Origin of the sequence: Spirosoma radiotolerans, from assembly GCF_000974425.1 — a bacterium.
Taxonomy (GTDB): Bacteria; Bacteroidota; Bacteroidia; order Cytophagales; family Spirosomataceae; genus Spirosoma; species Spirosoma radiotolerans.
Window position 1 is genome coordinate 4,856,233 of the sequence record NZ_CP010429.1, and the last position, 23,760, is coordinate 4,879,992.

The 23,760-nt window shown below is 50.0% G+C and carries 13 protein-coding genes; 7 read left to right on the forward strand and 6 right to left on the reverse strand.

The features are described from left to right. Positions 1 to 5: 5 nt before the first annotated feature. From SD10_RS19715 to SD10_RS19735, 5 genes are all read right to left on the reverse strand, one after another. Positions 6 to 10,169, reverse strand: coding sequence for a T9SS C-terminal target domain-containing protein (locus SD10_RS19715; protein WP_046576110.1), 10,164 nt, complete (start codon positions 10,167 to 10,169; stop codon positions 6 to 8). 1,108 nt (positions 10,170 to 11,277) lie between these two features. After that, positions 11,278 to 14,550, reverse strand: coding sequence for a hypothetical protein (locus SD10_RS19720; RefSeq protein ID WP_046576115.1), 3,273 nt, complete (start codon positions 14,548 to 14,550; stop codon positions 11,278 to 11,280). Positions 14,551 to 14,659: 109 nt separating this feature from the next. Next, positions 14,660 to 15,724, reverse strand: a complete 1,065-nt coding sequence (locus SD10_RS19725; RefSeq protein WP_046576118.1) for an NAD(P)/FAD-dependent oxidoreductase — start codon at positions 15,722 to 15,724, stop codon at positions 14,660 to 14,662. 109 nt (positions 15,725 to 15,833) lie between these two features. Further along, entirely contained in the window at positions 15,834 to 16,550 is a 717-nt protein-coding gene (gene cmk / locus SD10_RS19730) for a (d)CMP kinase (protein WP_046576120.1), read from the reverse strand. A gap of 140 nt (positions 16,551 to 16,690) precedes the next feature. After that, positions 16,691 to 17,239 (reverse strand): GNAT family N-acetyltransferase, encoded by a 549-nt coding sequence (locus SD10_RS19735; protein WP_394330449.1) that lies wholly within the window; start codon positions 17,237 to 17,239, stop codon positions 16,691 to 16,693. A gap of 207 nt (positions 17,240 to 17,446) precedes the next feature. On the opposite strand from SD10_RS19735, the gene SD10_RS29695 reads away from it, so the two are divergent. Genes SD10_RS29695 through SD10_RS19755 form a run of 5 tightly spaced genes read left to right on the forward strand, consistent with a single transcriptional unit; the run spans position 17,447 to position 20,487 of the window. Continuing rightward, the gene (locus SD10_RS29695; RefSeq protein ID WP_158500576.1) at positions 17,447 to 17,599 is read left to right on the forward strand and encodes a hypothetical protein; all 153 of its coding nucleotides are present in this window, start codon (positions 17,447 to 17,449) and stop codon (positions 17,597 to 17,599) included. A gap of 17 nt (positions 17,600 to 17,616) precedes the next feature. Then, positions 17,617 to 19,095, forward strand: coding sequence for a histidine kinase (locus SD10_RS19740; protein ID WP_046576121.1), 1,479 nt, complete (start codon positions 17,617 to 17,619; stop codon positions 19,093 to 19,095). 11 nt (positions 19,096 to 19,106) lie between these two features. Beyond that, a complete protein-coding gene (locus SD10_RS19745) occupies positions 19,107 to 19,889 on the forward strand; it encodes a LytR/AlgR family response regulator transcription factor (protein WP_046576124.1) in 783 nt (260 codons plus the stop codon). 11 nt (positions 19,890 to 19,900) lie between these two features. Then, positions 19,901 to 20,104 (forward strand): hypothetical protein, encoded by a 204-nt coding sequence (locus tag SD10_RS19750; protein ID WP_046576125.1) that lies wholly within the window; start codon positions 19,901 to 19,903, stop codon positions 20,102 to 20,104. Between the two features lie 47 nt (positions 20,105 to 20,151). After that, positions 20,152 to 20,487: a translation initiation factor gene (locus SD10_RS19755; protein WP_046579843.1), complete on the forward strand. Its 336-nt coding sequence runs from the start codon at positions 20,152 to 20,154 to the stop codon at positions 20,485 to 20,487. Between the two features lie 155 nt (positions 20,488 to 20,642). Here the strand turns inward: SD10_RS19755 and SD10_RS19760 are convergent, their stop codons facing one another. Beyond that, positions 20,643 to 22,148: a peptide MFS transporter gene (locus tag SD10_RS19760; RefSeq protein ID WP_046576129.1), complete on the reverse strand. Its 1,506-nt coding sequence runs from the start codon at positions 22,146 to 22,148 to the stop codon at positions 20,643 to 20,645. Positions 22,149 to 22,403: 255 nt separating this feature from the next. Here SD10_RS19760 and SD10_RS19765 point away from each other — a divergent pair, with 255 nt between their 5' ends. Both SD10_RS19765 and SD10_RS19770 read left to right on the forward strand, forming a co-directional pair. Then, entirely contained in the window at positions 22,404 to 23,066 is a 663-nt protein-coding gene (locus SD10_RS19765; protein ID WP_046576130.1) for a peptidoglycan DD-metalloendopeptidase family protein, read from the forward strand. Between the two features lie 164 nt (positions 23,067 to 23,230). After that, complete coding sequence (locus SD10_RS19770) at positions 23,231 to 23,731, forward strand: GbsR/MarR family transcriptional regulator (RefSeq protein ID WP_046576132.1); 501 nt, start codon at positions 23,231 to 23,233, stop codon at positions 23,729 to 23,731. Positions 23,732 to 23,760: the final 29 nt, after the last annotated feature.

A 23,760-nucleotide genomic window follows, 5' to 3' on the forward strand; every position in this document is an offset into this window, starting at 1 on the left:
CGGTATTAGCGGTTAATCGTCATGTATCGTACAAACTTGCGTCCGTCGCTGGTATTAATCACGTAGTAGTACGTTCCATCCGGCACTCCATTCGCATCCGAGCTGATGGAGATACCCTGATTTGGCTTACCGTCCCAATCATTGTGGTACTCGTCGTTTTTATAGACCAGGTGCCCCCAACGGTTGTATACTTCCAGGCTGACGGTCAGCCCGGCTGTGCCCCGAATGACGAACAGGTCGTTGACACCATCCCCGTTTGGCGAGAAGCCTTCCGGAATGAAGATCGACAGGAACGTTTGTGGCAAGTTCAGCGGAGTAGCCTCGCGCTCGTTCGAATCCGTTGGGTTATTATTGCCATTCAGATCAGGATTCAACCCGCTCGTCGACACGTCGCTTACCTTACCTGATTTCGCCACTCCTTCAGCGTAGGCCGAGTTCAGGAAGGTAGTCGTGCTACCATTGCTAGCCACATTGACAACCATCTGAAGCGTATCTACCTTACCCGCAGCTAACGTACTGGTGCTGTCGCCAAGAACCAGTACAGGGTCAGAACCGCCATTATAATTCGGGTTCAGCTTCAGCGCACTACCGGTAGAAGTTGTGAAAGGTGCTTTCACCAGGCTGAAGGTCGAGCCAGTCTGGCTATTGAAGACCTTCGATAGTGTGTCGCTAATACTCACATTCTTCAGATTCTCCGAACCGTAGTTTTTCACCACAATCTGGTAGGTAACATTGAAGCTACCATCCGTTTGCCGAACCGTATCCCGGATGCTCATTGCCAGACCAATGTACGATGAGGTCGAGAGGCTATTCAGCGAAACCGGTGTTGGCGTGCTGTTGTTGCGTGGGTCAAGGTCATTGTCCGGATCATTGTTGATACCAGCCGTTGACATATCGTTTACAACATCGTTCGTTGGCGTTAAGGCGGTTGCATCGGCAATGTTAAAGAATGTCAGCGAATCGGCATTCTTCACATTTACGCGAACCGTGAAGCTTAGCATGCTCTTGGCGCCTACGGCTAGCGTACTCATCGAATCGACCAGCATTTTAGTAACCAACCCTTGTCCTGTGTAGAGCGAATCGACGGCGAGGTTGCCGGTGCTCGTCACTTTAACGCGGTTGCTTACAATTAGCGCACCATGCCCAAACGCCTGAGACAGGTTGTCCACTACCTGCACCTTCTTCAGTGGTACAGTTCCCATGTTGCTCAGCGTAATGGTGTACGGGATATCATAGATACCTTCTTCAACCAGTGTTGGTGTCCCAACGGATTTAGCTACACCCAGCAATCCTTTTGGCAGATCGAAGCGAACCGTTGTTGAAACAGAACCAGCAGGAGCCGGGTCAATTCCGTTGTTCGAGATGTCTTTAACCACCTGACTCGAATCAGCCGTATGACCAACCACTGTAGCACTAGAGTAGAACGGACCATTGTTTCCGTTCGGTCTGACATTTACCGTGATCAACACTGTATCCTGAACACCTGCCGCTAATTGGCTGGCACTTGTCAGAATGTTCGGTTGCGTGTTCCCGTTGAATCCAGCATTGGCGACTAACGTACTACCAGCACCAACGACAGGGGCACCAACAACGCTGTAAGACGCTGGTGAAGCAAACGCCCGAACCAGGCTATCTGTCAGCACGACTCCTTTCAGATCGACATCACCAAAGTTCTTAAGCGTTGCTTTGTAGGTAATGTTGTACGAACTGTCGGGCAACGACTCTACTTTGACAACCGCCAGTGCCAGTCCAAGGCTTGGAGACTGGGTTGGCTGGGCGCCTAACGTGAAGGTTGAGAAGCCCATGTTATTGGTCGGATCGCCGTCATTATCGGGATCAGTATCACCACCATTGGTCGACATGTCCGTTACCAGCGTCAGACTGTTCATAGCCGATGCATTGGCTATATTCTTGAACGTCATGGTTGTATCGCCAGCCTTGCGTTTTACTATCACATCCAGTCTGAAGGTCTGCGAAGCACCGGGCAAAATCGTGCTCAATGTATCGAGTAGATGGAAGTTCGGTACCAGCCCGGTAAAGGCAGGGTTCGCTTTCAGAGTGGAGCCAGTCGCCAGCGTTACTTTCGCCGATTGGATCTGATTGGGTGCAAACGCATAGGCCAGATCATCCGTCACCTTGACATTGTGCAGGGTGTCATCGCCAAAGTTCGTTGCCAGGAAGCTATACGAAACCTTGATGAGTGAATCGCCTACCGCCACTGGCTGACCCAGTACCGCTTTCGCTAAACCGATCTGGCTGGCGCGGTGTGTCGATGTATCTCTCACCGTTACGCTCGATGTGTTGTTCGCCAGGTTGGTGTCTTTATTGTCGAGGTACGTAATCTCGGCTTTGTTCACCACTTGTTCTCCTTTGATCGTCACGCGGGCAGCAAAGACGATCTGTTCAGACTGTCCGGCTTTCAGGCTATCAATCCGTTTGGTGATCACACCGTTCGATACTTTATAGCTGGCTTGTGAAGCTGGCAGTAACTCCAGTCCTTTCGGTAGAATATCCCGAACATCGATGTTGTGAGCCGTGTGTGGTCCTGCGTTGCTTACCGTAATGGTATACGTGACAGGAGCCCCATTTTTCACAAAGGCCGTGCTGGCTAGTTTAGCAATGCTCACGTCGGTGGCCAGTGTATCGGTAGCGCAGTTGAAGACTTTCACAACTACTTTAACCGGTGCACTTAAACAACCCGAGGCACTCCGCTCAACGATCCAGTAGCTGCCTTCGCAAACCGAGTCTGGCCGGATAACGATGTTCGAGGTATTGCACTCGCAAATCCGATAAATGTAGGAACTACCTGCCGTCGTCGTCGACAACGCTTTCGTTAAGTCGACGATTTTAGACGGGCACTCATTCCGCAGGTTAGACACAATTGGTGTCTTAACCGGTTCAGCAACATTTACCGTTACAGGCTCCGATTTGACCGAGCTACAGCCTTTCGGGTCAAATAACTGAACATCATACACCCCGCTTGTTTTCACGACGATGGATGGTGTCGTTGCATTATTGCTCCATTTGTATCCCGAAGCACCAGCCGGTGCTTTCAGGGTTACAGAGTCACCAAAGCAAAGTTTAGTGCCACCCACTACCGTGATTACGGGTACAGATTTGATACCGTCAATTGTCAACAACATATCGTCTTTGGCAACCGGGCAGGCTGCGTTGTTGGTGCTTACCGACAGTGTCAGGGTTACTTTACCCGACAGGATGTCTTCCGTACTAGCCGTGTAGACGGCGTTCAACGCATATGAGTTATCGAAAGACCCGCTACCACTAGTAGTCCAGTGAGCGGTTTTACCCGCGCCACCCATGGAACCATTCAACTGATATGTTTTCGTTGCACAAACGCTGGCGTCTGCACCCGCATTTGCTGTCGCCGGATTCTGCGTATCGCAAGGCGTTGGTTCATTACAGGTGTTAATCTGCACATGAATCGCAACGGGCAGGCTCAAACAGCCATTGACCGTTTTCTCAACCACGTAATACGTTCCTGTACCGACCGCTGCAGGGTTAGCCACTTTCGAAGCACTGCTCAGCGTAGCATCCGTGTAGTATTCAAATACACCACCGGTTGTTGCGGCTTTGCTGGTCACTGCGGTAGCCAGATCGACGGTTACGAACGGGCAGGCATTCGTTTTATCGACCACTACGGGTTGCGGTACTTTCGGCAACACCGTTACGGCGATCGCGTTCGATGGAGCACTCTTACACTGGTTCGAGTTGCAGCACTGTGCCGTGATGGTCGTGGAGCTGGCCAGGGACACTGTGATCGATGAGCCAACCTGATTGTTCGACCAGGTCACGTAACTGTTTGGCGAGCAACCTTGAGCAACCAGGGTCACTGGTGTACCGAAGCAAGTTGTCGTGCTGGCGGTTGACCCAATGATGGAGATTGTTGGAGCGGCCGGAACACCAACCTTAATGGTCGTGTAGGCAGACCATTCACCTTCACATTCGCCCACTTTGCACTTCACGCGGTAGCTCACATCGGCCGTTGGAGTTATTGTGAGCGTACTGCCAACGGTCTTATTGTCGGACCAGATGTATGTACCTCCTACACAGCCTGTTGCCGTCAACGATACCGTTTCGCTTACGCAAACAGCCGGTGAGTTACTCACAATGATTGGGATAGCCAGCGCACCTAGCGTAATGTGCACGCTTGCCGATGGTACACTTGTGCACCCATCAACTGTACAGGTAGCCGTCAGCGTCTTGTCGCTGTAAATCGCTTTCGAGTAGGTAGTTCCTACTGTACCGTCAGACCAGTTTACGGTACCACCGGTACAACCCGTAGCGGTCAGCGATACCAGACCACCGTTGCAAACCGTGAGGGATGGGCCACTCGATAACGTTGGCGGGTTAACTACGCTCACCTTCACCTTGGCGCCCGCTACATCCAGGCTGGCACACTTGGTACCAATCAGTTGCAGCACATCCGTAGCTGTGGTAATGCCTGGTTTGACGACCGACAGATCAAGGTAGTTCTTATCCGTTGCGTTGGCATTGTAGACCAGTGTATGGATGGTGTAGTCTGCCGCAGTTGATGGGACAACAAACTGTGGTGTCGAGCTGGTTTGCTGAACAATTTTCTCAGCTCCTTTCGTCAACACATACAGAATAGAGTAACCCGCTGGCTGTACTAAACCGCCATTTAGGGAAGCCCCAATCGTTACTGTTGTGCTGGATCCTCCGCACACCGTTGGATTCACGGCAACCAGCGTTCCGGCTTTAGCCGAGCAGTCGCCGGGGTTAACGATAATCGTTATTGACGGATCGCTCAGACATTCTCGGAACTGACACTGTGCGTAATAAGTCTGCGTACCTTCTGGCCGCACGACGATAGACGTACCTTTGTTGTTCCCGTTAATGTCATTGGCTGACCAGATCACGGTACCGGCGCAACCAGATGCCGACAGGGTAACCGTGCTGCCTGGCTCAACAACCGTAGCCGAAGCGGTAATGGTTGGGGCAGCTACTGGAATTACCGTAATGGTGTAGGGCTGCGTACTTGCGCTTTTGCAGACACCATCCTGACAATATACAGTATAGCCAGTGGTTACCGTTGGGGACACAATGATACTGGTTGTGGTTTCACCTGTACTCCAGTAAGGCGTACCCTGGCAGTCCTTCACCGACAGCTTCACGTGTTCACCCGGACAGATCGTATCCGCACTACACAAGCAACGAACGATGGATGGCGTTGGTGTTGGCGTCACGTTTACGTTGATCACATTCGACTTCCCGGTCCCGCACTGGGTGCCAACCTGGCAAAGTGCGTAGAACTCGTGGTTGGTCGGTGTTGCCGTTACCGAAACTACCGATCCCGTCTGGCCGTCAGACCATTTCACGGTACCACCGGTACAACCCGTAGCGGTCAGCGATACCAGACCACCGTTGCAGACGGCTAAGGTAGAAGCCGTGACAACCGGTGCTGGAGACGTAGACGAGCTAACGCTTACACGAACCTTGTTCGAGGCTTCGCTTTCACAAGTACCCTGCTTACAGGTTGCATAGTATTCGACCGTACTCGTTGGGTAAATGTCGATGCTCGCACCGATTTTATCAACCCCATGCCACTGCACCGTGCCAGCGCAGCCTTTTGCGGTGAGGGTTAATTTATTGCCACTACAGAGTGTTGTGCTGCTTGCCGAAATAATCGGGGTTGCTGGTGTCACTACGGTGATGTTTACCGTATTTGACTGAGCGCTCAGGCAAGTGCGGTATTTACACTGCGCGAAGTAGCTGATGTTAGCCATCGGATATACCGTGATGCTCGGACCCGTTTGGCCATTTACGTTCCAGACAACCGTTCCGTTACAATCAGCCGCCGTTAAGGTAACTGCGCCCTTTGCACAGATCGTATCAGCGCTGGCGGTTACCGTTGGGATAACTGGCGCCACAATGTTGATCGTATATATGGCTGACGACTTACTTACACAAGCACCATTCTTACAATATACCGAGTAGGTGTTGTTGCCAATGGTTGGCGTCACAACAATACTGCTCGTCGTAGCGGTTGTGCTATTCCAGACGGGCGTTCCAACACAATTTTCAACCGTTAGTGTCAGCGTTTCGCCTGGGCAAACAACGCTTGTACTACAAACGATCGTCGGTGTCGGGATATCCGTTGCAATATTAATCGTTTTTGTAGCTGGGCTACTCAAACAGCTGCCCTGACGGCACTGAGCGGTATAGGTCGTTTTACCATAGGGCGTTACCACGATTGACGTACCGGTTTGGGCCTTATCAGACCATTCTATTACACCACCCTCGCAACCTGATGCCGTTAGGGTCACGGATGTGCCTGGGCAAACATTGTCTGCGCTGGCTGTAATCGTTGGCGTTTTCGGATCCAGTACGACCACCGTAATTGGGTTCGATGCTGCACTTACGCAGTTCCCAACCACACAAACGGCCGTATAGGTAGTCGTCATTGCAGGTGTTGAGAAGATCGTCAACCCTGTTTTTCCATCCGACCATTTTACTATACCATCAGCACATCCGGTAGCACTCAGCGTCGTTGTTCCACCTTTGCAAATCTCGGAGATAGCACAGAGGATCGTTGGGGGCTGAACCACACAGGTATTGACATCGATGGTAACGGACGACGTATCGTTTTGAGGATATTTCGGATCGTTATCCGGGCTATAGATGATCGCCGTATTTTTGATGGAACCTGCCTTGACAACGGTCGCTTCAATCAGCAAATTACGATTCGATCCATTCGTCATTGTACCGATGGTCCAGATACCCGTTGCCGGGTTGTACTGTCCAGCGGGTGTCGAACTTACGTACGTCAATGAAGTTGGTAATACGTCGCTTATATTGACACTGGTAGCCGTGATTGGGCCATTGTTCGTTGCCGTGATCGCGTAGGTAATTTTCTGGCCTATACTATACGGCCCTGGGGTCACTACCGTTTTCACGACGGCCAGATCAGCCAGACATGTGCCGACCGAGATCGTCAGCGATGTACGGGTGCTTACACAACCGGCATCCGTGAAGGATTCAGCATAGTACACAACGGCACCTGCTTTCGTGGGCGTGACAACCAGTTTACCGCCACTCTGGGTTGTACCAATCAGCTTACCATCCTGGTCGTACCAGTTGATTTTGGCACCCGGGGCAAAGCCAATCAGCTTAGTGCTGCTTCCCTGGCAAACCAGTGTATCATCGCAGGCAACGTTTACAGGAGCGGCTGGCCGTGCATTAATCTTAGCAATCAATGAGCTGGCAGCCGACTGACAAATACCACCTGGTCCATCCGGATCATTGGTCGTTGCCGTTAACAGGACATTCCCTGTTGTAATATCGGCTGTCGAAGGTGTGTATGTTGTTGTCAGACTGGTTGGATTACCAAATGTACCTGTACCATTCGTTGCCCATATAACGCTTGTGGCCGAACCAGAGAGAACCGCTTTGACCGGAATAACATCCCCAGCACACACGGTCACGCCTGGACCGACATTCACGCCCGCAACATTTTGACAATTACAGTCAACAATGCCAACCGTCAATACCGCTGGGCTGCTATAGCAATTGCCTGATTTTGCAAAGAGGTAATATTGACCAGCGCCAACAGCCGTCAGGTTAGTTACCCGTGTTGATGTCGACCGATTTATGCTCGTATACCACTCGTAAGTAATACCTGTAGCGGAGTTGCTAACATTAATCTTAGTTAGATCAACCGTCGTTGCCGGACACGTATTTTGTACATTGACCAGAATGGTCGGCGTTGGCACCGTTGTAACCGTTATAGTAACTGGCTTACGGGCGCTCTTACATCCCCCTTCTGTTGTCACCTCAACGTAGTAGGTTGTCGTCATCGTTGGGTGGACCGAAACCGGCACTCCAGTGTCAACCGTAGCAAAGGCTGTTCCATCCGTTGGCGTTAAGTACCAACAGATTTTAGCACCCGGAACAGGCGTTGACGCAATCAGTTGCGTTGTGTCGCCATTACAGATCGTTGCATCATTCGATACGACTACGCTAAAGTCAGTTGGGCATGATGGATAGAAACCAGCGTCCAGGTTTGGGTTGTTCTCCCCCGCTGCCAGAGTCACCGACCGGGTCTGCCCCGTAGCCGGGTTGGCATCACTGTCCTTGGCATCGTTGCCCCCCACCAGAGCCGAGGTGGAGACGTACCCCGTTGGAGTCACAAAGCTTACCGAGTAAGGAACACCCGGTGTCAGGCCTGTGAAGGAGTAGATACCTGAACTGTTGGTGGTGGTGGAGGCAATGGGCGTGTTGGTCCCATTCAGTAAGACAACCACCACTCCGGGTATGCCCGGTTCACCTCCGTCCTGAATGCCATTCTTGTTGGTATCCACAAACACAAAGTCGCCTAAGCTGGCCGAGGGAATGTAGAATCCAGCATCCAGTGTGGGGTTGAACTCTCCATTAGCCAGCGTCACCGACTGGGTCTTGCCCGTGATGGGGTCAGCGTCCGAGTCTTTGGTGTCATCGCTACCTGCGTTGGCCAGCGTAGCGGTGTAATTGGCTGGGGCCGTGAAGCCCACCGAATAGTTGTTGCTGCTGCCAGCGGTCAAGCCCGTGAACGAATAGAAGCCGCTGGAGTTGGTCGTAGTCGTTAACGACGTTGCGCCATTAACATATAAGGTTACCAGCACATTGCCCAGACCCGGCTCTCCGCTATCCTGAATGCCATTCTTATTCAAGTCAATAAACACAAAGTCACCCAGCCCCGCCGAGGGAAGGTAGAAACCAGCGTCCAGGTTTGGGTTGTTCTCCCCCGCTGCCAGAGTCACCGACCGGGTCTGCCCCGTAGCCGGGTTGGCATCACTGTCCTTGGCATCGTTGCCCCCCACCAGAGCCGAGGTGGAGACGTACCCCGTCGGAGTCACAAAGCTTACCGAGTAAGGAACACCCGGTGTCAGGCCTGTGAAGGAGTAGATACCTGAACTGTTGGTGGTGGTGGAGGCAATGGGCGTGTTGGTCCCATTCAGTAAGACAACCACCACTCCGGGTATGCCCGGTTCACCCCCGTCCTGAATGCCATTCTTGTTGGTATCCACAAACACAAAGTCGCCTAAGCTGGCCGAGGGAATATAGAATCCAGCATCCACGGTTGGATTATTACGGGCTGTACTGGACGTTGGCTGACTTGTATCAATGGTATAAACGCCCGTAAATCCACCTACACCTGCATCGCTATCCAGATCATCTGGAACACCGGCGGCATTGGCAGTTGTCGATTGATAATTTGTTGGCGCAATGAATCGAACAACATAACTACCATCGGTAAGACTATCGAACAAATATTTACCACCACCAGCGGTAATCGTCGAATCTAGCTTTGTTGTCCCAAGCTGATCGTATAAATATACTTTTACACCATCTATACCTGGTTCTCCTGCTGATTGAGCACCATCTTTATTTACGTCATTAAATACGTAATCACCCAGGCTACCATACGGACCCTGAATGACCTGAATGTCACAGCAATTTGTCGCCGGACAACCCGTGCGATAGGTTACAAACCGATAGGTACCTGTACTTTTGATTGTCAATGAGAGGTCGCTGTTCACCTCAGCAAGTGAGGTTGATACGGCCGATGTACTAATCGGCACATCGTTGCGATACCACACAATCTGGTCGTAGCCAGATGGGATCGTTACGGTATATTCGTCACCAGGGTACCAGAGAATAGGAACCGAAAAACAGACTGCATCGTAGTCATCTTCGGTCAAACTCTGATTATTGGGGATTGAATTCGAATCTGTCTGGCCAGCGGCTACAACTTCCGCCTTATTAAACCAAACGCCCTGTTGTTGTACAGTTGCCTTTAACGTTAATACGGCGGAGTCACCCGGAACGATCAATGGGGTGTTCCAGATACCCGTATTAGCATCGTATGTACCCGCACCGCGGACGACACTGGCAGAACCAGGCACATACGCCACTCCCCCGCTCGGTAACTCTTCCTTAACAGACACCGAAGTAGCGGTAATTGAGCCAGGCGCATTCGCTACGATAATTGTATACGTAACAACGTCCCCAATTTTCGGTGCCTGGCTACTGATTGCATTGTGAAGACTTAAATTGATTGTTGGGGTCTGCGCTTGTGACGATGAGCTTACCAGCCAAAGCATTAGTAGACTCAGCACCGAACAAGCCCCCTTCCCAAGGGATAGAGACATGCCCTGAGACGTGCAGGTAAATGCGGATAGCAGCTCCAAAAAGCTGCTCTTCCTTACTCGCTTCGGTCTCAGCGGCACAGTCCCTCCACCTGTGTCTGCCACCGCCTGTGGGTGATCTCCGTGAATTAATTTTTTTAGTATAAATTGCTCATTCATTGGATGTTGCGCAAAATTAGTAGAGGCTTTTTGTGAATGGTGGGTTCGAAAACCAGATGGGCTCAAACCAGGTATATCAGGCGGCTCGCCATCAAACCTGCCAAATTCATCAGATAGACACTCTGCACTGTCAGAAGAGGTGGTTGTCGTTGTCGCCAACAACTTAACCGTGTGTGAAGACATAGATTTCTCCAGGGACAGTAATGGTCCATGCAGTGCTCCCAGAATATAACTGATTAACCGTCCGGTAAAGGCAACTACCTGATTTTGCCGACCAACTGACAAGCCATAGCCGGTTGCTGATCTAGCACGAGTCAATGGCTTGAAACGGGTTTTATATAGCGTAGATACTTCTTCCATCTGCAACTTAATTTTGGACGGTTTACTGTTTGCAAATTGAGAGCTGCAGGTTCATAAATAATTCAGACCGACGGACCGGCAATTGGTCACGGTTTATTACTCAGCAATCCAGGGGCTCTTATGCTCCCTTAGAATTCAACTAAAACTATGCCAAACCACACTTTTGCCTATGGGCTTGCCGTTAATAACCATTAATAGCCTAGTTATTAAGGCATTATAACATGATTGACCATTCATACAGTTGAACTATCAGACACTTATTAGCCAATTACCTGGAATGGGTTGATCATGAAGATGGTGGCAGGAGATTAGCGAAAACTATGCCAAGTGTGAAATATTCATTTATATTTTGGTTACTTACTTCAATTAAGGCGGCTCAAGGAGGATGACCTAGTGGTGTCTATTAACCAACTTGATAGGATAAAGAGAGGAAAAGAGGAAGATGGCAGTCATTTTCACCTACTGCCTGTTATGGGTGGGCGAATATAGATATGAAGCAGGGTAGTATCGTACCTATTTATTGTTCGGTGGTGTGATGAGCAAAAAAATAGCCGCTCTTTTCGGAGCGGCTAGCCTGCAACAGTACGTTGACTTAGAAATCATACCCAAGGGTTAAATAGGGAATCGGCTTGCTTACCGTGCGATCCTCTAATCCCCAACCATAATCGAACTTTACAAAATAACCAAAAATCATTGTTCGTATTCCAGCACCATAACCAATCAGGAATGGATTTTTAAAGTTGGTTACGGTTGCTCTGAAGGGTATACTTCCTCCACCAACAATTTCTGTATTCAGGCTGTTCTGCTGACTGAATGGCCCACTGCCTGTCCAGGCGGTTCCAATATCAGTAAAAGCAACCAGCTGTAGATTACGCAAAAAATTGGATGTGATATTCCCGCGGTACAGATACCGAATCAGCGGTAAACGAAGTTCAGCATTGAACAGCATGTAACTATTACCCGTTAGCTTGCCCTGATTGAAGCCTCGCAACGGAGCAGCAAAATCCAGGAAAAAAACATCCCGATAATCGTACGGAATTTCGTTTTGTATCGTATTCGGTACCAGCAGGGGGTTCGATGCAATGGGTTCTTTTTGTCCGCCAATCCAGTTTTCCATTCCCCCTAATGTACTTTTCTTCGGGGCAGCTCCTCCCGACTGACTGAATGAAAACCGGGTAGCCAGAATCAGATCGCGGTGTATGCGCTGATAATGCCGCAAATCGAGCGACAACCGCCGGAACCCCTGCGATGGCCCTCGTAAACCAGCATACTCCTCATAGCGAAGCTTGGCTTTTGTACCAACCGTCATATTCATACCGTTTACTTTGGTGTTATCGAAAACAAACTCACCTCGTAAACCGGCATAATCCGAAACACGATCCGGCTCCGAAAAAGACGATAGATCTATCAACCGGGTAATGGCGTAGAATGGCGACACCGTAAACCGGCTATTTACTGAAATTGGGTATGAAGCAGAGACGGCCACCCGGTTATATCGATACTTTTGCAGGATACCGGACCCCTCCGCAAAAAGCGTTTGTCGATCTACACGGGCGCCATAATCAATGCGGTGTGTTAGGTTTGTATACTCGGCAAATAGATCGCTGTTCCGCAGTGTGTTGGTTAAGCTAAGAAATCCACCAGCTCGCAGTACATGATTTTCCAACAGATCAGTAAGCGTAACTTCTTGTGCATACCCAAAACCCTTGATTGGGTCGACACGCCAGTTAGATGGCGCTTCGTTGATACCAAAAGTAGCCTTGTAGTCGAACGGACCGCGAATTGTGATATTTTCCCGGCGTCGGTTACGGGGAAGCGGGGTGGTCAGGCCGGGCGAAACACCCGTCACCGACCGTCGTTGGCGATACTCGGCCGCCTTGACTACCTCAGGGTCAAACCGGTAATTATCGGTATCTACTTCACCCGGCTCCAGCGCCAGCTTTGAACCGGAAGCAGGTTGTGCACCGGCTTCAGTACGGCCTGCCGCCGTTGAATCGGTTGTGGCCCGATTGGGCTGCTGGGTCGAATCAGTTTTTGCGGGGCTAACCCGCGGGGCCGCTGATGGATTTGCCCTGTTGAGGGCAATACTTCGCTGTGTGGGCGGAGCCTGGGCCGTTTGAGTAAGGCTCAGTTGCGAACGGAATCCAATGTATTCATCCCCATTTTTCAGACTGCTATAAACGAACCCGCCATTCGCTGGTTTGAGGTCATAGAGCCGGATGCTTTCTGGAAAAGCGGTTAACTGACTAACCGACTTACTTTCGGTTTCGAGCCGGTAAAGATTCCGGATTCCATTGGCATCGTTGAGAAAATAAATCGTTGTTTCGCTGGCCGGAATAGGCTGTGTTGCCTGAGATAGTGAATCAGTCAGGCGGACCAGCGATAAATCACGGGCGCTACCTTCGTGTGAAAATAAACTCAACCGGTCGCGAATGGTACGATAAGAGCCCTTATCGACACCCAGGGTATCGTCTTTCCGATTCGAGCTGAATACGACCTGACGGGCCGTACGGCCAACAAACGCGGGGTATAAATCGTCGTACAGATCGTTGGTCAACTGCTGATAAGACCCCCGATTGATACTGTATAAGAATAAGTCGTTCTGTCCTTTCCGGTCAGCACTCATAATCAGGCTACCGCCATCGTCCGACGCATTCATCCAGACAACCTGCGAGAGCCCATTGACCGTCCGCTTGAATTCCCGTTTAGGCCGTTTCTCGAAACCACTGAACTGGTACAGATTTGTTTTCCCTAACTCGTCTGTAACAACGAGCAGGTTATTGTCGCGCTGCCAGGCGAGCAACGGGGTGCTCGTCTGAGTTATTTGCCCATCGAGCCGATAACCTCCTGTGAGCACAGTCATCTTTTTCCGATTTGTTGTGTTCACAACCTCAACGCTGAACTTGCCATCGCGTAGGACGGAATAGGCAATAAATTGTTTATCAGGGCTTAGTTTCAGGCTGATCAGCAAGGTCTTGTCATCGGACGAGCCCACTTTCATCTGAAAATCGTCGGTGCTGGCCCGATACGATTGCGCTACGCTACTGGCCATGCCCGCGTAATACTCGCGCCACTCGCGCAGAAACCGACTATATGGCACACCCAGTGTACTGGAAATGCTATTTTGCTCATTTCGAATAATACGTGTCAAATTCAGGATATTCGAGACATTATCGCGACCATACCGCTGAACGATGTAGTTCCAGATGGAGTGCCCAACCCGTTCGGCATCAGCACCCGACAATAACGAGGGTTTCTTGACGGGGCGATTCAGCGAAACGTCACGCATGTAATCGTCCAATTCCAGGCTATTGCCTTGGGCAATGTAGGACGCGATTCCGGGCATAAACCAATCCGGCAACGTCAATAAAAGAGAGCTTTGAAGGGCATCTTTGAGGCTTCCTCCGTAGAGCATGTCATACACGAACAGCATGGCTATGTCGTGAATAATCTGTTGACGAAAACTGATCTGATCGCCCGTGAAGGCCAGTTCAACGCGGGATTTAGATAGATTTTGTTCCCGGCTGCTCAAACCACCCTGCGCCGTAAGCCCGATGTTGCTTTGCGCCAGTTCTTCCGGCGAATTGAACAGAAAGATCTTGACGCGATTATAGGGCGTATAACCCAACAGCTCAGTGATCCGGTCAAACTCCGATTCGGCGTACTGGGCCGTCAGGTTAGCAATCTGGTTGCCATCCTGATAATAATAAATCTCAAAGTTTGACGTTCGGATGATCTTCCATTCGAAGCTACGGTATTGAATACGGTTTTTCCCAAACCGCTCCAGCGATGGATAGTTTTGTGCCGTAGCCACGCCCAATCCGCCCAGCCACAGGCCCAACATCAGTATGTATTGATTTCGCATACAGGTATAAAAGACGCTGATCAAGAACTTTCCGGTTCACCGTTTACCGCAAATCCACTTATCTGGTTTTACGTTTCGGTCGACTTAAAATCCTTAATCGGAAAACTAATCAACTGCCATGATATAACGAAATGCACCGGCTAATATTCGCTTCCGGCTCCAAATCTTCACCATCTAAAAGGTATCGGGCAAACTGTTCGGCCAGATAGGGCGCCAGTGATACGCCTTTTGTACCCAAACCACCAAAAATGCCCACCGCTGGCTTGGTTGGATGAAGTCCAATAATCGGGCGCCGATCTTTAGTCGACGGCCGGATACCCGCCTGTTGATTGACAATCTGAAAAGGAGTCTTTAGGATAGCCGCCACTTTCGTCTCTAGAAACGCACGACCATCTTCTGTTGTTTGCCAATCCAGATCGTGCCAACTGTAAGTTGCGCCAATCCGAATCAGACCTGGTCGGACGGGCAGAATGAAAACGCCCTGATTGACTATGTTTTTGATCGAGTAATTGTCGACAACGGCCGTCAGAATCTGTCCTTTCACAGGATTGTAAGGAAGCCAGTCAAATAACGGATTCTCGCGCGACTGAACCCCGTCACAAAATATAACTTTATTAATATCGACGCCTTGCCACTTTACGCTCCTATCGTTTATAGTCAGATCATTGACACTTACTGTTCCTTCAAAAAATTGATTTTTTCGAACAAAATAGCCTTTAACAATTCGAACAAACTCAGTTAAATCGACCCACCCGGCCTGTGTTACTTCCAGACCACCCAAGGGATTATTGATAAACGAGCTATAAGCCTGATCATCAACAGGTTTATAAATATACGGCTGCGTGTCGGGGTCAGCCGCCAGGGCGGAATAATCCATTTGTTCGCTAACGGACCTGAAGGGGCGGTAGATATGCTTGGGATGAAAGAACGTAACACCAAGCTGCTGCTCAATATTGCTATAAAATTGGTGGAGGAAAGGAAACAATTCATCAGCCTTCCAGGTGCGAACAAGTTTTCGACCGGTAAGCGGATTCACCAGGCCAGCCGCCACCGCCGACGCTGATGGGAGCGTCGGTGCATCGACTAGCAACACGGTACATCCGCGCTGGTCGAGTGTCCAGGCCAGCACCGAACCGGCTACTCCTTGCCCGACAATCAGAAAATCAACAGCCATTTGGTTTGGTATAGACGTCGTGCGTCGTAGAAGTCGCTGAGTATAAAAGCCGTAAGTAGTTAACGCATGAGCACTGCATCATTAACCCAATTAGCTACACATTCGGGGCTTACGCTTTCTTTTTTAATTCCTGTTTTTTTCGGTGCAACTCAGCCAAGCGACGGTCGGCCAGTTCGATCACCCAATCGACTTGCTCTTCAATGGTCATGTGCGATGTATCCAGCAGGATAGCATCGTCCGCCTGCCTGAGCGGGCTTTCAATTCGGGTGGTGTCAATCAGGTCACGCTTCTCCAGGTTCTGGATAATATCGTCCAGGTTTATCAACTCGCCTTTTGCTAGGAGTTCCTGCTGTCGACGGCGGGCGCGCGTGTAGGTGTCGGCGGTCATAAACACCTTTACCTCGGCATCCGGAAATACTTTGGTGCCGATATCGCGTCCATCCATAACAACGCCCCGCCGACGGCCCATTTTCTGTTGCTGGGCCACCATGGCCCAACGCACTTCTGGAATGGCACTTACTTCGCTGACAATATTGGAAATGTACATTTTCCGAATTTCGTCTTCAACGTTCAGGCTGTTCAGGCACGTTTCGTTTTTGCCCGTGCGATTGTTGTGGTTGAATGTAATGTGAATTTTTTCGAGCGCAGCCGTTACTTCTCTACTATTGGAGAGAGAAACTCGCTCCTGAATAAAATAAAGACTGACAGCCCGGTACATAGCACCCGTGTCAATGTAGCCGTAGCTCATACGAGCTGCTACGGCCTTGGCGGTTGTACTCTTGCCGCAACTTGAATACCCGTCAATTGCAATCACTATCTTCGGCATGAACGAATCTTCCCGCCGAAGCGGTACTGTTTTAGACAAACGAATTACAAAGATGACGTTTTGACGCTTAAGATTCTACTTCATTCACCTCAGGCATTCGGTATTGTCTTTAAACTCTGGCCTGAATACGCAGTGACTGACTAGGTTAGCTCCCGATGTTCTGACCGAAGCATTGAAAAAATATGCTCATCCAGATACTGATTGTTTTTGACCGCAGCTTTTCGGTGGATCGCTTCGTGCTGGTATCCGGCGGCCTCCAGCACTTTCATTGACCCAATATTCCCTTCGAGCACGCAGGCAAAAATGCGGTTTACCTGAAAATACTGAAAAATATATTTTGTTATGATGGGCAGCGATTCGCTCATAATACCCCGGCCCCAATAACTCTCGCTGAGCCAGTAACCAATCTCGGCATTGTACCGGTAAATGTCATCTTTTACCGTGAAGCCAACATTGCCTACGGCCTGCCCATCAACCTCAATGGCAAAGTTGTTGGGCTGCTGATACGATTTGTTCGAACGAACCCACGAATGAGCATCCCGTGGTGTGTACGGGTACGGGAAAAAATCGCGGACATTGTTCCAGATGTGGCGATTACTGGCGTGTCGAACCAGCGAATCTTCGTCGCCCTCACGCCAGGGACGCAATTGGCCAACAGAAAGCGGAAACGTAATCAACGTGGTAGTCAAGGTCAATGGAAGCAGATGGGTAATTACGTCACTAACAACGTACGAATCCAAATGTTAACCCAAATTTATCCCACTCCTCCCCTATTTCATACTGTTCTTACCGGCATTCGTCGGAAAAAACAGGCAATGCCTCGCGGTATACTCTAGTTTTGACCCGGTCAGCGGCCAAAATCAGTGAATTGTCGCCTAATCGATAAACTATTACTTATGCACGCATCCGAACAATTTGGTGGCCCTGATACTGGTTGCCCGGCACTGAAACAGGCCGTTGAAAAATTTGCTACTTTTAAACCAGCCAGTTCCCTGTTGCCAACAGGGGGCCTGAGACAAATGGAGCCACGCCTGGCAACGTGTAAATAAACTTGACTTATCGGCGTATGACCCGCGAACAACTTATTGGTACCATTGGCAGGAATGGCAAACGCATTCAGTTGCGGGGTACCGACCTGGCTAAATTTGACTTCAGCGGGCTCGACCTAACGGGGGCTGACCTTAGCTTTTCCAACCTCGGCAAAGCTAACTTTCGGGGGGCTATCCTCCGGCAGGTAAACCTGAGCTTTTCGAACCTGAGCGGAGCTGACTTCACAGACGCTGACCTCTACGAAGCCAATTTCAACTTCAGTTCGCTGGAAGATGTCAACTTGAGCGGAGCCAACGTTGAAGGAGCTTCATTTAATTTCTCGGGGCGCAGTAAGTACCGCCCCGAACCCACCAATATCCGGGAAGAGCCCATTACGCTGACGACCATTCTGCAAAAACCAGGATGGGGAACCCTTATCGGCGCCTTAATTGGTGCCTTGCTGGTGTATGGATGCAATGCCATCATTTACTTTTCAGATTTAATTTTGAAGGCTGCTAACCCGCTGATGGTGGGTTTATATCAGTTCCTGATCACTCAGAACATGGTCGATGGAGCGGCCTGCTTTCTAATAACCTGGGCACTTTCAGGCTGGCTGGCTCGTCAGTTTCGAGCCGTTTGGCCAAGGCATCTCATTATCACCATAAGCGTCATGTTCAGCATTCTCCTGATTAATACGGCCTTGTATTATGCGTTGGGAAAGCCCTTTATCGACGCGCTGGCCAAGCTACCCAGCGGCATTGAACGTACGGCCGACTGGTATATTTACATAGCCGGGGATCTGCTGGTTGCCAATGGTTTTCTATACGTACTGCAACAAGGACGGCAGTTGACGCGCAAACTGTCCGAACAGGAGTTTCAACTGCTCAATCTGGAAAAGCTAAAGACCCGTGCCGAACTGGATGCGTTACAGGCCAAGATAAATCCGCATTTTCTCTACAATGCCCTCAACAGCATTGCCAGTTTGGTCCACGAAGACCCCGACAAAGCGGAGGAAATGACGCTTTTGCTTTCCAAACTCTTTCGCTATTCGACCGGGCGCGATGGCGAGTTGTTTGCAACACTGGCCGACGAACTGGAAATGGTCCGTACGTATTTGCAGGTGGAGAAGGTTCGGTTTGGTAACCGGCTTACGTTCAGTGTTGAAATCAGCGACCCGGCACTTAGTGAACTTCGTCTGCCGCAATTCCTGCTGCAACCCGTTGTTGAAAATGCCATTAAACACGGCATCGCCAAGCGGGCTGACCAGGGTCGGATTGATGTTCGTATTTATGAGAAAAACGGAGAATTACACCTTTGCGTCCATGATAATGGGCCCGCTTTCCCCGATGATATGAGCGGTGGGTATGGGCTGCGCAGCATCCAGGATAAGCTCAAACTTCTCTACGGCGATGAGGCCAAAGTTGAGTTACAAAACTGGCCCCTCAAACAGGTCTTGATTTCTATTTTGATGACGAAAATCCGGAGTGTTCGCGATGTTGAAACACCCAATGCTTAACCGAACAGATCATGACACTTCCCTTCAAAACGATATTGATTGACGATGAATCGCTGGCTGTTAGCCGCTTGCGTCGCTTGCTGAACAAGCACCGCGACAGTATAGACGTTATTGGCGAAGCAGCCAATGGCGCCGAAGGCCTGACGCTCATTGAAAGCCTGCAACCTGATTTGATTTTCCTGGATATTGAAATGCCGTTGCTAAATGGTTTCGAGATGCTGTCTCGCCTGACAACCATGCCGATGGTCGTGTTTGCCACCGCCTTTGATCAATACGCCATACGTGCCTTCGAAGAAAATTCCATTGATTATTTACTGAAACCGATCGAAGCCGAGCGGCTGGCCCGCACAGTCCAGAAAATCAGGACGCTGGTCGACCGGCAGGATATGGCACAACCCGCGGTTAACCCCATGTCGGAGAGTGTCATGCGCCTGTTGGCCCAAATGCAGCCGAAGAAAGAAATCTATTCGATCTCGGTGAAAACCGGCGAAAAGATCAAGCTGGTCCCCCTTTCCGACATTGCCTTTTTTGAAGCGGAAGATAAATATGTCTTTCTAGCAACCATGGACGGACAAAAATTTCTGACGACGTATACGCTGACAACACTAAACGAGAAACTCCCGGACACGTTTGTGCGCATCAGCCGATCTGTAATGGTGAACCGGCACAAAATTGCCGAAGTGCACCGGCATTTTGACGGCAAATTCCTGCTGGGCATGAGTGATAAAAAAGGAACAAAACTCACTTCTGGCAGTACCTACGGTGACACTGTCCGGCAACTACTGGAACTTTGACACCCAACCTCATGAAAGCGGCTACCGAACGTAAACTCATTCGCTGGTTTCACATGCTGGCCAGTATTCCCATTCTTGGCTACATCTACGGCCCTGTAGCATCTCTGCCCGAACCGGCCTTTGCGGTCAAGTATGTAATCTTACCCGCCGTGATTCTTTCGGGCTTCTGGTTATGGCAGGGCTATCGGGTCAAAAAATGGTGGCGCAAAGCTTAATGCGCACTCAAGGAAAGGGCTTATTTTTACGCGTAAATGATCCCTTTATGAGTAAGAAAAACAGAACGGGCATCCTGTATTCCACCGATCCGGATTTTCAGTATCAATCCAGCCACGAGCCCGAAGTCGAAACGTTGCCGCCCGCTCAGCAGAACCTTAAGATCTGGCTTGTTAAACTGGGAGGCAGCAAAGTGGTAACGACTGTGCGCGACTTTGTCGGTACCGAAGCTGATCTAGCCGATCTGGGCAAACAACTGAAAGCCGCCTGTGGGGCAGGCGGCTCAAGCAAAGACAACGAAATTCTGATTCAGGGTGACCACCGCGACAAAGTGCTGGCATGGCTCACCAGCAAGGGCTATAAAGCAAAAAAAGCAGGAGGGTAGAGGGGGATGTATGGTATAGGATGTAGGATGTATTGGCCTGCTCTACTACTCCGTGGGCCGTGTCCTCACGGCCCATTTATCCGGATGGTTACGCGATTGCTGACGCGAGAGTGGGCCGTGAGGACAAGACCCACGGAATAAGCATACACCCTATATCATTCCACCCCGCCCATCCATCTTTTCAGGGGTTTGGTAAACAGCAGCAGAATAAACCCTGACACCAATGTAAACACCGCTACACTTTGGAACAGTTGAGGCATTTGCTGAACGTTTTTTTCATCGAAGCCACCCGCAAACAGCCCCGCAATGAGGTTGCCCAGCGACGATCCTACGAACCAGAGTCCCATCAATTGACTGGTATACCGTTTGGGCGCTAATTTAGAAAACGCGCTGAGTCCTACCGGGCTTAAAAACAATTCGGCAACAGTAAAAAACAGGTACGTAAAGGTCAGAAATAAAGGAGAAGTACGAACGCCTGTTAGAGCGACTTTTGCTCCGAACACCATCACCACATACGCCAATCCCAGCAATAATAGAGAGACAGCGAACTTGGCCGGCACAGGGAAGCTGATCTTATTATTGGCAAGAAAAACCCACAGAGCGGCCAATACGGGCGAAAAGATCAGGATAAAGGCGGGGTTCAGATTCTGGAACCAGCTCGATGGCATCTGCCAGCCAAAAACCGATAATTCGGTGTATCGATCCGCAAAAATCTGCAGCGAGGAGCCCTGTTGCTCATTGCCTGCCCAATACAAAGCCGCTGCCAGAAAGAAGATAAATAATACGACAACTCGCTTTTTTTCTGTCGCATCCAGCCCACCCGTCAGTAAAATATACGCGAAGTAACACAGGGCAATCAGCGAAATGATCGTACCCATCGCTTTGGCCAGTCCTTGTGCTGTTGTTAGATCGAGAACACCCGTTAGTTGTAGGGTTGCCATTAAGGCCACGATGAATGCCACAAACAGGAGCAATGAGCGGTTTCCATCCGCCGATTTCTCCTCTGTTGTCGCTTCCTGGGCCACATAATGACCGTGGTCGCCGAGGTAACGCTGCCCGAACAGACGGTACGTGACTAAGCCTAATGCCATCGCTACGGCAGCTGCCCCAAAGCCGTAATGCCAACCGACTTTCTGACCCAGATAGCCCACAATTGAAATACCCAGTAGAGACCCTGTGTTGATTCCCATGTAGAAAATAGAGAAAGCCGCATCTTTACGAGCCCCGCCTTCGGGGTATAATTCGCCAACAACGGTGCTGATGTTCGGTTTGAGCAGCCCCGTCCCCATGGCTACGATGCATAAGCCACTGTAAAACAGACCACTGCCAGAGGGAATGGCCAGTATAATATGCCCCAGCATAATAATGATTCCGCCGTACCAGATAGATTTACGTTGCCCCAGCAGGTTATCGGCAATCCAGCCGCCAGGCAGCGACAGAAGGTAAACCGATGCAGTATAAATACCATAAATGGCAGCTCCATCAGCTTCACTCAGGCCCATGCCACCCCGAACCGTATCGATCAGAAACAGTAGGAGAATAGCCCGCATGCCGTAGTAGCTGAAGCGCTCCCACATCTCGGTAAAAAACAAGACAAAAAGGCCCATTGGGTGGCCAAACAAGGTGGCCGTGCGAACAGGCTTTACATCAGTAACTTCCATAAAATTAGGTTAAGTAGTCAGTTTGCCGAAGAATAATGTTGCTCGAAGTTCGTTAAGCTGCGAACCATAAATAAAAAAATAGGTGTAAATATATCCTTGATTGCTGAGACCGCCAACACTCGCCGACTACAGACTAGGGGCAAAAGTCCATCGGTCATCGAACGAGTTAGTACCCTGACGCTTACTTTTTTTAAGCAAAGTTTCTTATGTTTAACCGATGCTTATTGTTGGCCTTACAGTCGATTAATTTTACCCATGCTACTCCCCTTCGATTTTCAGAAAGACCCGTTCCTTATTCTTGACTTCTCCGCGACAAACCCGGACCTCGCTCCCGAATCACAGCGGCAAACCGGCCTTGATTTGACCAATACCGCTGTCTTTTCGGACTACGTGTTTGGCAAAATGCGAACGGCGGGCGTACAGGTTGGCGTGGGCGGATACAACGAACACCGGGTTATTTACCGCCGAAGTGAACACTTTTCGGGTACTGAAGAGTCTCGCGAAATCCACCTGGGTATTGATTTCTGGGCAGCCGCCGGAACACCAGTCTTCGCCCCGCTGGATGGCGTTATTCATAGCTTTCAGGATAATAATAACTTCGGCGACTACGGGCCAACCATCATACTTGAGCACAATTTGGATGGCAAACTGCTTTACTCACTCTACGGCCACCTTACCCGCACATCGCTCAACGACTTATCTGTTGGTAAGGCCATCAGCGCCGGTGAGCAACTTGGTCAGATTGGCCCTTTCCCTGAAAACGGCGACTGGCCCCCGCATTTGCACTTCCAGCTAATGACCGATATGCTTGGCTTAACAGGCGATTTCCCCGGCGTTTGTTCCCTATCCGACCGGGCTAAGTTTTTATCGATCTGCCCAAATCCCAATGAGTTATTAGGTATTCCCGGCTTGACTTGAACAGTAGCGACGCAACGATTGCGGCCCGAACAGGCTAGTACTTTTCCAATCATATTGTCTAGGCTGAGCCGGAGTTTGGCCAAGACAATCCAGTTACCTACTACTTAGAAATTAAACTTTCAAAATATTTTGAAAGCTTAAAAACGATCATATATATTTGCCCTATGACATTTGAAGAAGCTAAGGAGAAATTTATTCATACGTGGGGAACATTAGCCACTCAATGGGGCATCAATCGTTCTATGGCCCAGTTACATTCCCTACTGCTGATCTCACCCGATGCGCTGGCCATCGAAGATATCATGGAACAGCTACAAATTTCGCGGGGTAATGCCAGCATGAATCTTCGCGATTTGATGGACTGGGGCCTTATCTATAAACAGCTAAAGCCCGGCGAACGCAGGGAGTTTTTCATTGCAGAGAAAGACATTTGGAAAGTAGCCCGGCAGGTAGCCAAAGAACGCCGTCGACGGGAAATCACGCCTGTTGTAGAGGTCTTAAATGAGCTTAAAAATATCCCTACCGATACCCCCGAAGCGCAGGAATTTCATCGGGTAATGACCGGGCTCAGTAATGTTGTTGGCTTTGCGGATAATACACTCAATGCAGTCATCAAGGCGGAAGAAAACTGGTTGGTGAGTCAGTTTCTGAACGTATTTCGATAATTTTTTGCCTTTAAATTTCAACTATTTCT

Bases quoted from the DNA above. Each gene is read 5' to 3' on its own strand.
- SD10_RS29695 (WP_158500576.1), top strand. From the start codon at position 17,447: ATGCACGCATCCGAACAATTTGGTGGCCCTGATACTGGTTGCCCGGCA.
- SD10_RS19720 (WP_046576115.1), bottom strand. From the start codon at position 14,550: ATGCGAAATCAATACATACTGATGTTGGGCCTGTGGCTGGGCGGATTG.
- SD10_RS19760 (WP_046576129.1), bottom strand. From the start codon at position 22,148: ATGGAAGTTACTGATGTAAAGCCTGTTCGCACGGCCACCTTGTTTGGC.
- SD10_RS19755 (WP_046579843.1), top strand. From the start codon at position 20,152: ATGAGTAAGAAAAACAGAACGGGCATCCTGTATTCCACCGATCCGGAT.
- SD10_RS19745 (WP_046576124.1), top strand. From the start codon at position 19,107: ATGACACTTCCCTTCAAAACGATATTGATTGACGATGAATCGCTGGCT.
- SD10_RS19750 (WP_046576125.1), top strand. From the start codon at position 19,901: ATGAAAGCGGCTACCGAACGTAAACTCATTCGCTGGTTTCACATGCTG.
- SD10_RS19725 (WP_046576118.1), bottom strand. From the start codon at position 15,724: ATGGCTGTTGATTTTCTGATTGTCGGGCAAGGAGTAGCCGGTTCGGTG.
- SD10_RS19715 (WP_046576110.1), bottom strand. From the start codon at position 10,169: ATGTCTCTATCCCTTGGGAAGGGGGCTTGTTCGGTGCTGAGTCTACTA.
- SD10_RS19770 (WP_046576132.1), top strand. From the start codon at position 23,231: ATGACATTTGAAGAAGCTAAGGAGAAATTTATTCATACGTGGGGAACA.
- SD10_RS19740 (WP_046576121.1), top strand. From the start codon at position 17,617: ATGACCCGCGAACAACTTATTGGTACCATTGGCAGGAATGGCAAACGC.
- SD10_RS19765 (WP_046576130.1), top strand. From the start codon at position 22,404: ATGCTACTCCCCTTCGATTTTCAGAAAGACCCGTTCCTTATTCTTGAC.
- cmk (WP_046576120.1), bottom strand. From the start codon at position 16,550: ATGCCGAAGATAGTGATTGCAATTGACGGGTATTCAAGTTGCGGCAAG.